At 70.4% G+C, this 12776-nt stretch carries 11 protein-coding genes; all 11 read right to left on the minus strand.

Features of this window, described 5'->3' with window-relative positions:
• Positions 1 to 152: 152 nt before the first annotated feature.
• The 11 genes from RC2_RS10610 to murC all read right to left on the minus strand — a co-directional run bounded on the left by RC2_RS10610 (position 153) and on the right by murC (position 12729).
• Positions 153 to 1538: a DNA polymerase IV gene (locus tag RC2_RS10610; RefSeq protein ID WP_072681382.1), complete on the minus strand. Its 1386-nt coding sequence runs from the start codon at positions 1536 to 1538 to the stop codon at positions 153 to 155.
• Positions 1539 to 1554: 16 nt separating this feature from the next.
• Positions 1555 to 4707, minus strand: a complete 3153-nt coding sequence (ileS, locus tag RC2_RS10615; protein ID WP_068146596.1) for an isoleucine--tRNA ligase — start codon at positions 4705 to 4707, stop codon at positions 1555 to 1557.
• Positions 4708 to 5003: 296 nt separating this feature from the next.
• Complete coding sequence (locus tag RC2_RS10620; protein WP_068146599.1) at positions 5004 to 5183, minus strand: hypothetical protein; 180 nt, start codon at positions 5181 to 5183, stop codon at positions 5004 to 5006.
• Between the two features lie 67 nt (positions 5184 to 5250).
• Positions 5251 to 6126, minus strand: a complete 876-nt coding sequence (wag31, locus tag RC2_RS10625; protein ID WP_068146602.1) for a DivIVA-like cell division protein Wag31 — start codon at positions 6124 to 6126, stop codon at positions 5251 to 5253.
• 251 nt (positions 6127 to 6377) lie between these two features.
• Positions 6378 to 6656, minus strand: a complete 279-nt coding sequence (locus RC2_RS10630; RefSeq protein WP_068100448.1) for a YggT family protein — start codon at positions 6654 to 6656, stop codon at positions 6378 to 6380.
• 147 nt (positions 6657 to 6803) lie between these two features.
• Positions 6804 to 7472, minus strand: a complete 669-nt coding sequence (locus RC2_RS10635; protein ID WP_068146605.1) for a cell division protein SepF — start codon at positions 7470 to 7472, stop codon at positions 6804 to 6806.
• Between the two features lie 108 nt (positions 7473 to 7580).
• Complete coding sequence (locus tag RC2_RS10640; protein WP_068146608.1) at positions 7581 to 8333, minus strand: YggS family pyridoxal phosphate-dependent enzyme; 753 nt, start codon at positions 8331 to 8333, stop codon at positions 7581 to 7583.
• Positions 8330 to 9076, minus strand: coding sequence for a peptidoglycan editing factor PgeF (gene pgeF / locus RC2_RS10645; RefSeq protein ID WP_068146609.1), 747 nt, complete (start codon positions 9074 to 9076; stop codon positions 8330 to 8332). Before pgeF ends, RC2_RS10640 begins: the two co-directional genes overlap by 4 nt.
• Positions 9073 to 10260, minus strand: coding sequence for a cell division protein FtsZ (gene ftsZ / locus RC2_RS10650; RefSeq protein ID WP_068146612.1), 1188 nt, complete (start codon positions 10258 to 10260; stop codon positions 9073 to 9075). The genes pgeF and ftsZ overlap by 4 nt, the downstream gene beginning before the upstream one ends.
• Positions 10261 to 10451: 191 nt before the next feature.
• Complete coding sequence (locus RC2_RS10655) at positions 10452 to 11084, minus strand: cell division protein FtsQ/DivIB (protein ID WP_245811070.1); 633 nt, start codon at positions 11082 to 11084, stop codon at positions 10452 to 10454.
• 223 nt (positions 11085 to 11307) lie between these two features.
• Complete coding sequence (gene murC / locus RC2_RS10660) at positions 11308 to 12729, minus strand: UDP-N-acetylmuramate--L-alanine ligase (RefSeq protein WP_068147124.1); 1422 nt, start codon at positions 12727 to 12729, stop codon at positions 11308 to 11310.
• Between the last annotated feature and the right edge of the window lie 47 nt (positions 12730 to 12776).

Consider the following 12776-nt stretch of genomic DNA (forward strand, 5'->3'; position numbering starts at 1 on the left):
GGGGAAGCTTCACGCGTTCGTCCTCTTCGGTCTCGGGGAATTTCGTTCTCGGGAAATCTCTGGACATTCGGTCGAGCGTCGGAGGACGACCTTACCGACCGGTTCTGAGGAAACGGTAAAGCTCGTGGCGCACCACGAGTCCGGAGGTGTCGTCACTGCAGACTGTCGAGGGGGTCGGCGACCGTCAGGTGTGCGTCGTCGCCGGCGAAGGTCCGGGCCACCCCGGGGCCGGTGCTGCGCGTCTCGAAGCGCACCGTCACCACACCGGGGCCGGGGCCGAGCGCCGCGCCCTGGACCCACCCGTGCCCGAAATCGTCGTGCCGCACGTCCAGACCCGGTCGCCACACCAGCGTCTCCCCCGCGGTGATGGCCGCTTCCGGACGGGTGACGTCGCTGGTGGTGACCGCGCCGTCCTGATCGAGTTCGGGGAACAACGATTCCTGCCGGACCGCCGACAGTCCGGCCAGGCCCACCCCCACCAGGCGAATGCTGCCGAGGTCACGGGGGTCGAGGGCCTGCCGACGGGCGGTGGCGACGATGGTCGCCAGATCGGCCGTCGCGTAAGGCAGGGTCGCCGACCGGGTGACGATGCTCATGTCGGACTTGCGGAGCTTGAGCACCACCGTGCGGGCGGCGCGCCCGTCCTTCAGCAGACGTGCGTGCGCCGCCTCCGCACTCGCCGCGATGGCGGCGCGCAGACCGTCCAGGTCGACGATGTCGGTGGCGAAGGTCGTCTCCGCGCTGACCTGTTTCGCCTCCGCCCGTTCGGCGACGGGCCGGTCGTCGATGCCGCGGGCCAGCCGGTGCAGACCGGGTCCGACGGTCGACCCGAGCACGGACGCCGCCTCCGCCTCCGGCAGTGCCGCGAACGCGCCGACCGTGAGCACTCCCAGTCGGCGCAGTTTGTCCTCGGCGACGGGCCCGATGCCCCAGAGCTTGCGGACGGGCAGCGTCGCGAACAGGGCCGCCTGCTCGTCGGGCGGGACCACGGTGATGCCGTTCGGCTTGGCCAACCCCGACGCGATCTTGGCCACCTGCTTGCCCGACCCGGCACCGATCGAGGCGATCAGTCCCGACGCGTCGCGCACGACGTCGCGCAGGCGGCGACAGAATGCGTCCACCTCGGCAGCCGTTGCGCCGGCCAGCTCGGCCGGCTCCCCGAACGCCTCGTCGAGCGAGAGCTGTTCGATGACGGGCACCACGGTCCGCACGGCGTCGAACACCGAGGCGGACAGGACCGAGTACACCGAGCCGCGTGGGGGCACGACCACGGCACCCGCCCCGACGAGCCGCCGGGCCTGATGCATGGGCATGGCCGACCGCGCCCCGAACACGCGCGCCTCGTAGCTCGCACCGGCCACCACCCCACGGCCACCCGACCCGCCGACGAGCACCGGACGGCCTCTCAGGGTCGGCCGAGTCAGCTGCTCGGCGGACGCGAAGAACGCGTCCATGTCGAGGTGGAGCACCCACCGCCGACTGCGCTCGGCCGACGAGCTGCCGAGCGCAGTCCGGTCTGCAGGCGGGCCGCCGGTCATACCCCGACCGTCGGAATCAGGCCTTCGCCAGCGACGCGCGCACGCCGTCTCCGAGCTCCACCGCGTCCGCACCCGGATCGTCGACCGCGAGGTCCACGGCGAGGATCTCGCCCGCGATGAGGTCGCGGTGAGCGTCGAACCACGGCCGCCGCGCGGACGGCACGTCGACGCGGACCACGATCCGATCGCTGACCTCGAAGCCCGCCGACCGACGAGCGTCCTGGAACTCGCGGATGCGGTCCTTGGCCCACCCCTCGGCCTCGAGGTCCTCGGTCACGGCGGAGTCCAGGACCACCAGACCGCCGTTGCCCGGCAGGGCAGCCGTCGAATCCGGCTCGGCGGCGACCAGGCGCCGCGTGTACTCCTCGGGGAGGAGCGCCACGTCGGTTCCGTCGTCGACGGTCACCGTCACGGCGCCGTCGGTGTCTGCCCATCGGCCCGCCTTGACGGCCTTGATGACCCCCTGGACGGCCTTGCCCAGACGCGGCCCCGCCACGCGGGCGTTGACCACCAACTCGAACCGGCCGTGGGCGTCGACGTTCTCGGTGAGCGCCACGTGCTTGACGTTGACCTCGTCGGCGATCAGGTCCGCGAACGGCGCGAGCCGGTCCGCGTCCTCGGCGGCCACGGTGAGTTCCGGCAGCGGCAGGCGCACGCGCAGGTTCTGCGCCTTGCGCAGCGACAGCGCCGCGCCGCACACCGACCGCACCTCGTCCATGGACGCCACCAGCTCCGGGTCCGCGGGCAGCTCACCCGCGGCGGGCCAGTCGGCGAGATGCACGGACCGACCACCGGTCAGCCCACGCCAGATCACCTCGCTGATCAGCGGCAGCATCGGGGCGGCGACGCGCGTGAGCACCTCCAGCACGGTGTGCAGGGTGTCGATCGCGTCGGCGTCCTCGTCCCAGAATCGTTGCCGGGAGCGGCGCACGTACCAGTTGGTGAGGGCGTCGCAGAACAGGCGCAGCTCGTCGCAGGCACCCGCGATGTCCACGGCCTCCAGCGCGTCGGTGATGACCCGCGTGCTCTCGGCGAGCTTGGCCAGGACGTATCGATCGAGCACGTGGGTGGAGTCGGTCCGCCACGTTCCCGGCGTCGAGGCGTAGAGCTGCAGGAAGCTCCACGCGTTCCACATCGGCAGCAACGCCTGACGCACGCCCTCGCGGATGCCCTGTTCGGTGACCACCAGGTTGCCGCCGCGCAGGATCGGCGACGACATGAGGAACCACCGCATGGCGTCGGAGCCGTCGCGGTCGAACACCTCGTTGACGTCGGGATAGTTGCCCTTGGACTTGCTCATCTTGAGCCCGTCCTCGCCCAGCACGATGCCGTGCGCCGCGACCGTGCGGAACGCCGGACGATCGAACAGCGCCGTCGCCAACACGTGCAGGGTGTAGAACCACCCGCGGGTCTGCCCGTTGTACTCGACGATGAAATCGCCCGGGTTGTGGCCCGACCGACCACCCGTCCCGTCGAACCAGTCCTTGTTCTCGAACGGGTAGTGCACCTGGGCGAACGGCATCGATCCCGACTCGAACCAGCAGTCCAGGACCTCGGGGACGCGGCGCATGGTGGAGCGCCCCGTGGGGTCGTCCGGGTTGGGACGAGTCAACTCGTCGACGAACGGCCGGTGCAGATCCGTGGGACGCACCCCGAAGTCCGCCTCGAGCTGATCGAGGCTGCCGTAGACGTCCGTCCGCGGGTAGGCGGGATCGTCGGACACCCACACCGGGATCGGGCTGCCCCAGTACCGGTTCCGGCTGATGTTCCAGTCGCGGGCACCCTCGAGCCACTTGCCGAACTGTCCGTCGCGGATGTGCTCGGGCACCCAGGTGATGTCCTGGTTCAGCTCCACCATCCGGTCGCGGAAGCGCGTCACCGAGACGAACCACGACGGCACGGCCATGTAGATCAGCGGCTGGCCGGACCGCCAGCTGTGCGGATACGAGTGCTCGATGGTCTCGTGGCGCACGAGCTTCCCGGCGGCCTTGAGGTCCTTGATGATCACCGGGTTGGCGTCGAAGATCATCAGGCCCTCGTACGGCGGCACCATCGCGGTGAACTTGCCGCCGGCGTCGAGCGGTTGCACCACCTCGATGCCGTTGGCCGTCGCGACGTCCATGTCCTCCTCACCGAAAGCCGGTGCGAGGTGGACGATTCCGGTGCCCGAGTCGGTGGTCACGTAGTCCGCGGACAACACCCGATGCGCATTCGGGTGCCCGCGGAAGAAGTCGAACGGCGGCGTGTACGCGAGACCGATCAGGTCGGCTCCGGTGTGTTCGGACACCACGGTGGGCGACTCGCCGAACTCCCGCGCGTAGTGCACCAGCCGGTCCTTGGCCAGCACGACGCGGCCGCTCTCGCCGTCCTCGATCTGGACGTACTCGATGTCCGGCCGCACGGCGGTCGCGAGGTTCGACGGCACGGTCCAGGGCGTCGTCGTCCAGATCAACGCGTCGGCACCGTCCAGCGGCGAGCCGGGCGCGGACAGGGTCATGCGCACGGTGACGGCCGGATCCTGACGCATCTTGTAGGCGTCGTCGAGCCGCGTCTCCTGATTCGACAACGGTGTCTGCTCGTACCAGCTGTACGGCAACACGCGGAAGCCCTGGTAGATCAGTCCCTTGTCGTAGAGCTCCCGGAACGCCCACATGACCGACTCCATGAAGTCGAGATCGAGCGTCTTGTAGTCGTTGTCGAAGTCCACCCACCGCGCCTGACGGGTGACGTAGTCCCGCCACTCGCCGGTGTAGCGCAGCACCGACTGCTTGCAGTACGCGTTGAACTCCGCGAGTCCCATCGCGTCGATCTGGCTCTTGTCGGTGATGCCGAGCTGCTTCTCCGCCTCGAGTTCGGCGGGCAGGCCGTGGCAGTCCCAGCCGAAGCGGCGTTCGACCTTCCTGCCGCGCATCGTCTGGAAACGCGGAACCAGATCCTTGACGTACCCGGTCAGCAGGTGGCCGTAGTGCGGGAGGCCGTTGGCGAACGGCGGGCCGTCGTAGAAGACGTACTCGTCGGCGTCGGCGCGCGCGTCGACGGATGCGCGGAAGGTGCCGTCGGCCTCCCAGCGCGCGAGGACCTGCTGCTCGAGGTGCGGGAACTGCACGCTGCCGTCGCCGGTCTCGTAGGCCACGCGAGGGTAGCCGGGGCGGGACTGGTCGGTGCTCATGGCGGGTACTCCTGTGCCTGCGTCGTCACGGCACGGGGACGAACTCCCGGACGCGCCTGGCGCCGGAGCCGCGGTACCACCCCGCTTGGTCGCCGCGCGGGGCGGCGACCCTCTCTCGGTCGAGCTGTGACGGGCTCGTCCCGTCCGGTTCTACTGAGCGTCCCCGCCGGGTGATCCTGCCGGGCGACACCGTTCTTCCGGACAGCTCCCCGGTGATGGCCGGATCGTCGCTGGTGACACTGAATCGTCTGTGACAGTGGGTTGTGCAGTGACCCGGTGGTCGGGTCGAGGGGAGTCTACCGCCGTCGACGACGAGGTGTCGTCCGCCGACCGGACAGCAGACCGACGAGCAACAGAATCGCGCCGCCGAGGCAGACGGCGATGCAGGCCCAGGCCCACACCACCGACCCCGTGATCAGAGAGACGACCAGCAAGGCGAAGCCCACGCCGGCAGCCACCAGCGTCAGAACGAGCACGATCTCACCCGGCCGGTTTCCTCCCCCCGAACCTCACCGGCCGACGAGACCGGTGAGGTGGTCACCGCTAGTTGTTGCCCTTGGCGTAGGACGACTGGCCGTAGGAACCCTGACCGTTGTCCTTGGTGAAGGGATCCTGGCCACTGTCGACCGGCAGCGCGGAGGAGCGCTGATCGAGCTCCTGCAGCTGGGACTCCAGGTAGGACTTCAGGCGGACGCGGTACTCGCGCTCGAACGTCTTGAGACGCTCGATGCGCTCCTCGAGCACGGACCGCTGCTGGTTGATGGTCGCCATGATCTCGGTGTGCTTGCGCTCGGCATCGCTCTCGAGGGCGTCGGCCTTCTCCTTGGCCTGACGCAGCTGGGTCTCCGACCGCGTCTGCGCATCCGCGAGCAGCGCGTCGGCCTTCTGACGAGCCTCGGACACCAGCGACTCGGCGCGGCTCTGCGCCTCGCTGACCAGACGATCGGAGTTCGCGCGAGCGGAGCCGAGCAGCTGCTCGGACTCGGTCTTGGCGTCACCGGTGAGGCGGTCGGCCATCTCCTGTGCGAGGCCGAGGATCTTGGCGGCCTGCATGTTGGAGTCGCCCCCACCCTGCGCGGCGGCGGCCGGTGCGGCGGCGGGCGCCGGAGCCTGCACCACGGGGGCCGGCTTGGGCGGCTCGGGACGCGGCGCCGGGGCCGGGGCGGGAGCAGCGGCGGGAGCGGCAGCGGGAGCGGCAGCGGGTGCGCTCTGACGCGAGGACGACGACTTGGCGTCGGCCAGCTCCTGATCGAGCTCACCGACGCGCTGACGCAGGTCGGCGTTCTCCTCGATCAGGCGCGAGAGCTCCTGCTCGACGAGGTCGAGGAAGGCATCGACCTCGTCCTCGTTGTAACCGCGCTTACCGATGGGCGGCTTGCTGAACGCGACGTTGTGCACATCGGCGGGAGTCAGCGGCATGGAAGGATCCCTTCACGCGTCTCGAGAGCGGTGGAGCATCGACTAGCGACTACGCGGACAGTTCGGTCGCGAGCGACGGGTGTCGCCTGCGACAGCGACTCGCGACCGGGCTGGACGCGGCGTCACGGTACGGACAGTTTCCCAGCGAACGATCGGTGCGATCATCGCTCGGCGGACATTCGGTTGTTGTGCACCACGACGAGGCGCCGGTGTGCCCTGACGGATCATTCTGTCACACCCGACGCGCAGGATCACCCGACGCTCTGCACCACACGCATCAAGATGAACACGATGAACAGCAACACCATGATGGACAGGTCCAGACGCACCCCGCCCAGGTTCAACGGCGGGATGATGCGGCGGAGGAACTTCACGGGCGGATCCGTCACGGTGAAGATCGCCTCGAGAATCACCACCATGACACCGGTGGGGTGCCAGTCACGGGCGAAGGACCGGATGAACTCGACCACCACCCGGCCGATGAGCAGCAGCCAGAACAGGAACAACACGAAGTAGAGCACGGCGAACACTCAGCTCACCGACCCTGCATCGCTCGCGGAGACACTTCCCGACAGCACGATCACGTCCCGATCATTCGACTCGTCCACCACTCCACTGTGCCAGCAGCGCCGGCACCGGCGGGCCCGAGGGCGCGGCCGGCACCGCTCGCCGCCGGGTCACTGCTGGTTGTAGAAGCCGTTCTCGGCGATGCGACGACGCTCCTCGGCGGAGACGTCCACGTCGGCCGGCGAGAGGAGGAACACCTTCGTGGCCACCTTGTCGAACGAGCCACGCAGCGCGAACGCCAGGCCCGCGGCGAAGTCGACGAGTCGCTTCGCGTCGGCGTTGCTCATCTCGACGAGGTCCATGATGACGGGCGTGCCGTCACGGAACCGCTCGCCGATGGTGCGCGCCTCGCCGTAGTCCCGCGGACGCAGAGTGGTGATGGTGGACACGGGACCCCCGTCGTCGACGGACACGGAACGGCGCGGCTCCGGGCGCGGCTCGGGCCGCGTGTCCATCGCCAGGGCGCCGCGGGTGGACGGTCCGGTGGAACGCAGCGTGGTCGCCCGGCCGCCGCCACGGGCGGACAGCGGCGCGACGTGGGCGGATCGACGCGGGGCAGCCGCGGCGTAGTCGTCCCGTCCGGCCGGCTCGTAGTCGTCGTCGCCGCGACGCGCGCCGACGTAGGCGGGCTCGTCGTCGTACTCGTCGTCCATCGACCGCGCATAGCCACCGCGCGAGGACCGACCCACGGGGGCGTCGGTGTCGTCGAGGTAGTCGTCCTCGTACTCGTCGAGTGGAACCATGCCGAAGTAAGCCTTGACTTTGTGGAGCGTGCTCATCGGTCGACCTTCCTTGGCGTGGTGATGCGGGGTGGGGCGAGAACGCGGGCGGAGCCGGTGCGTCCTGTGTGACTGGCGTGAATCTCGAGGTTCCTGTGGTTCATGCTGTCAAGGCGAGGTTACGGGCCGGGGACCCAGGATCGCGGTTCCGACACGCACACACGTCGAGCCGTGTCGAACCGCGTCCTCGAGGTCTCCGGTCATGCCCGCCGACAGCCCGGTCGCCGTCGGGTGCGATCGGAGAAGTCGCTGGTGGAGGCCCGCGAGGTCGGCGAACGCGGCGTCCGCGTCGGACTCCAGCGGCGGCACCGCCATCAGGCCCGCCAGCTGCAATCCCGACGACTCCGCGACGGCATCCGCCACCGCATCCAGCTCGGCGCGATCCACGCCGCCGCGGTGCGTGTCACCGTCCAGACTCACCTGGACGTACACCGCGAGATCGTCGGTCCGAGCGCCGTCGTCGCCTGCGCGCTCGACCCCGCGCCGGAGCGCGTCGACGAGCCGCAGGCTGTCCACGGAATGCACGACGTGCGCCCACTGGGCGACGGCGCGAGCCTTGTTCCGCTGCACGTGCCCGATCATGTGCCACCGGACGTCGTCGCCGGGCGCCTCGCGCAGTGCGGTCACCTTGGGTGCCGCGTCCTGCTCGCGCGATTCGCCGAACTCGCGGCAGCCGAGGTCGCGGAGGATCGCGACGTCCGACGCCGGGAAGAACTTCGTGACGGGTAACAAGGTCACATCGTCCACACCCCGCCCGGCGGCGCGGCAGGCGTCGGCGAGCCGGGACCGGACCGCGTCGAGATGCTCGGCGAGGTACGCGCGCCGTGCGTCACCTCCGGTGCCGCCTTCACCGCCCGTCATCGTCCGCCCTCCGTCGTGTCCATCCAGACGACACCCGCGTGTCGGCCGGTCGGCGCACCGCGGCGGTGGCTGAACAGCGAGCGGTCGGTGATGGTCTCGCGCGGATCGACCGCGACCCCGGCGATGCCCGCCTCGAGCAACTGGCGGCGCAGACCCGCCCGGATGTCGAGGCCGGGCGTGCCCTTGCGGGTGCGCGTCGCGCTGCCGGGGAGGTGAGCTTCCACGTCACGTTGCATGGCCGCCGGGACCTCGTAGTCCTCGCCGCCCGCGGCCGGCCCGAGGAATCCCTCGATGCGGGACAGCGACGCGCCCGCCGCCACCATGGCGTCGAGAACGCGGGGAACGATGCCGATCCGGGCGCCGATCCGGCCGGCGTGCACCGCGGCGATCACCCCCGCCGCGTCGTCGGAGAGCAGGACCGGCACGCAATCGGCAGCGAGCACCACCAGCGCGAGGTCGCGTTCGGTGGTCACCAGCGCGTCGGTCGCCGGGACGGTGCCTCGGACCGATCCGTCGACCACCGTGACGGTGCGTCCGTGGATCTGGTCCATGAAGACGAGCCGATCCGGGCTCAGACCGATCTTGTCCGCCAGCCGCCGCCGGTTCGCCGCGACGTCCGCCGGGCTGTCGCCGACGTGGTCGCCGAGATTGAACGCGTCGTAGGGAGGCTTGGACACGCCTCCGGCGCGTGACGTGGTCACGCGCCGGACGCGGTAGCCGGTCGGTCGGCCGGGGGTGCTCACCGACGCATGAAGGAGGGGACGTCCACGTCGTCGTCGCCCTCGTCGTCGGACACGCGCACCGGGTGACCCGTCGCCCGGGCGGCACGCTCGCCGATCGGCGGCAGCGTCGACTTGGCGGGTGCGTCGCGGAAGACGGCGGGTCCGTCGTCCTCGGCGTGGAGGTCGCCGGCCCGGCCCGAGCCGACGGTCGCGGCGCGGGTCTGACCGGGCGCGGCCTCGACGGGTCGACGGGCGGGCCCGCTGCCGTCGAAACCGGCCGCGATCACGGTGACCCGGACCTCGTCACCGAGCGAATCGTCGATGACGGTGCCGAAGATGATGTTGGCGTCGATGTGGGCTGCTTCCTGCACCAGCGAGGCGGCCTCGTTGATCTCGAAGAGACCCAGATCGGATCCGCCCGCGATGGAGAGCAGCACGCCGCGCGCGCCTTCCATCGAGGCCTCGAGCAGCGGGGAGTTGATCGCGGCCTCGGCGGCCTTGATGGCCCGACCCTCGCCCCGCGACGACCCGATGCCCATCAGGGCGCTGCCGGCGCCGGACATGACGCCCTTGACGTCGGCGAAGTCGACGTTGATCAGACCGGGGGTGGTGATGAGGTCGGTGATGCCCTGGACACCGTTGAGCAGCACCTCGTCGGCGGAGCGGAACGCGTCCATGAGACTGACCGCCGCGTCGCCGAGCTGGAGCAGCCGATCGTTGGGGATGACGATCAGGGTGTCGCAGGACTCGCGGAGCGACTGGATGCCGGTGTCCGCCTGTCCCCCGCGCCGCTTGCCCTCGAAGGAGAACGGACGGGTGACGACGCCGACCGTGAGAGCGCCGAGCTTGCGGGCGATGCTGGCCACGACGGGCGCGCCGCCGGTGCCGGTGCCGCCGCCCTCACCGGCGGTGACGAAGACCATGTCGGCGCCCTTGAGCACCTCTTCGATCTCGTCCTTGTGGTCCTCGGCGGCCTTGCGACCGACCTCGGGGTCGGCCCCGGCGCCGAGGCCGCGGGTGAGTTCGCGGCCGACGTCGAGCTTGACGTCGGCGTCGGACATGAGCAGCGCCTGCGCGTCGGTGTTGACCGCGATGAACTCGACTCCCTTGAGTCCCTGTTCGATCATGCGGTTGACCGCGTTGACGCCGCCGCCGCCGATGCCGACGACCTTGATTACGGCGAGGTAGTTGTGCGGGGGCGTCATGGGCTCTCGCCTTCCGTGGTTGGTGTGTGTCGTCGAACTGTCGGGTCGAAACCCTCAACCTGAACCATAGGGTTATAGTTATGTCAAGTAGTCCGACCGGGAAAACGGTAGAGACCACCCCTCCCGGCGTCCGGGAGGCGCGCCGTGGCGCGCCGAGAAATACGGAGAATTCCGGATGGATCCGTGACACCTCACCGGATCGTCGGCAGGTCCGGACTCGAGACGTCGTAGGTCTGCCCGGGTTGCGTGAGCAGCGGCAACGCGATCGACGCCTTGTACTCGCCGTCCTCGCTGCTCCCCCACACCACGACGCGACCGTCGACGAGGGTGAGCGAGACGTTCGAGATCGTCGGCGCGTCGATCTGCGTGACCTGCGCGCGCAGCGGCGGCGGCAACACCGCCAGGACGTCCAGTGCGGCCCTGGTCTCGAGGTTGCCGTAGGACGGACTCGCCGCCACGAGTCGCACGACTCCCGGCGGGGGCGGCTCGACGGCGAAGTCGACGCCGTTCTCGTCCATCAGATGCGTGCCGTCCGGCGCGTCGAAGAACACCACCGGCACCCGTTCCTGCACGGTGACCCGCACGGTCGACGGATAGACCCGCTGGACGCGGACCGACGCCACCTTCGGAATGCCGGCCACCCTCGTCGCCGCCGCGTCCGTGTCCACCCGCGGCAGTGGGGTGCCCTCGGCGACCGCCAGCGTGGTCACGATCTCCGTGCGATCCACCGCCGCGTTCCCGGTCACGTCGATGGTGTCGACGGCCCAGATCGGCCCGAACCAGGACACCCCGAGGAACACCGCCGAGGCCAGCACAGCGGCCACGAGGGCGATCCGCCCGCGTCGACCGATCCGCGGTTCGCGAGTGGGCCGGGTCCGTGTGGCGGTCCGGTCGCGGCGGGCGGACGAGGACGCCGACGAACGCGACGCCTGTCCCGACGCCGCGCCGCGCTGCGCACCGACCCGTCGCGGTGCGGCCGGGCGCCGACCCCCGCGTGCGTTCGTCACCGAGCGCACCCGGGCCGAGAGCCGTTCCGGGACCGCACGATCAGCGCCGCGGCAGCGTCGAGCGGAGCGCGTCGAGAATCTGCGACCCCAGCATGGTCACGTCACCGGCGCCCATGGTGACCACGACGTCGCCGGCGCCCACGAGGTGTGCGACCTGACGCGGGACCGCCGACAGGTCGGGCTGGTAGTGGACCGGCTTGGTGACCGAGCGCGCTACCGTCGCACCGCTCACGCCGGGAACCGGCTCCTCCCGTGCGCCGTACACGTCGAGCACCATCACCTCGTCGGCCAGGTCGAGCGCGGACGCGAACTCCTCGGCGAACGTGACGGTGCGCGAGTAGAGGTGGGGCTGAAAGACCACGAGCACCCGGCCCGGACGGTCGGGATCGGCGGTACGCACCAGATCGGCCGCCGCGCCGAGCACCGCCCGCACCTCCGTCGGGTGGTGGGCGTAGTCGTCGAACACCCGCACTCCACGCTCGCGTCCCCGCAGCTGGAAGCGCCGATGCACCCCGGCGAACCCCGCCAGTCCCTCGACGACCGTGTCCGGAGCCGCGCCGAGCTCGATCGCCGCGACCACCGCACCCATGGCGTTGAGCGCCATGTGCCGCCCGGGTACGCCCAGACGCACCGTGCGGTCGCGGTCCTCGCCCGCGAGCCGGAAGTGGACGACCCCGCCCGTGTCCTCGGGCTTCCATCCGAGCAACCGTGCTCCGGTCTCCACACCGTCGATCCGGACGTCGTCGGCGCCGTAACTCAGCAGGCGCACGCCGTCCGGGGCCCGTGACGCGACGCGACGCGCCAGGTCGAGCGAACCCGGATCGTCCGTGCACACCACCAGCGAACCGCCCGGCCGGAGCCGTGCGACGAAATCGTCGAACACCTGCGTGTAGGCGTCCTCGCTGCCGAAGTAGTCGAGGTGGTCGGCCTCGACGTTGGTGACCACCACCAGGTCGGGGTCGTACTGCAGCAGGGAGCCGTCGCTCTCGTCCGCCTCGGCGACGAAGACGTCACCCGTGCCGTGGTGCGAGTTGGTCCCGGCCTCGTTCAGCTCGCCGCCCACGGCGAAGGACGGGTCGGCACCGCAGTGCTGCAGCGCCACGACCAGCATCGACGTCGTGGACGTCTTGCCGTGTGTCCCGGAGACCAGGACCGTGCGGAACCCGGTCATCAGGCGTGCGAGCACGGCCGGACGCAGCAGCACCGGAATGCCCCGCTCCCCCGCCGCCACCAATTCGGGATTGGTCTTCGGAATCGCCGCGTGCGTGGTCACCACCGCGGTCGGTCCACCGTCCAGCATGTCCAGCGCCGACGCGTCGTGACCGATGCGCACCCGAGCACCACGGGCCCGCAGCGCCTTGACGCCGCGACTCTCCTTCGCGTCCGAGCCGGACACCGCACCGCCGCGCGAGAGCAGGATGCGGGCGATGCCGGACATGCCCGCGCCTCCGATGCCCACCATGTGCACACGCGACAGTTCTTCCGGAAGACCCGCCGGGGGGCCTTCCG

Source organism: Rhodococcoides corynebacterioides NBRC 14404, assembly GCF_001894765.1.
GTDB lineage: Bacteria > Actinomycetota > Actinomycetes > Mycobacteriales > Mycobacteriaceae > Rhodococcoides > Rhodococcoides corynebacterioides.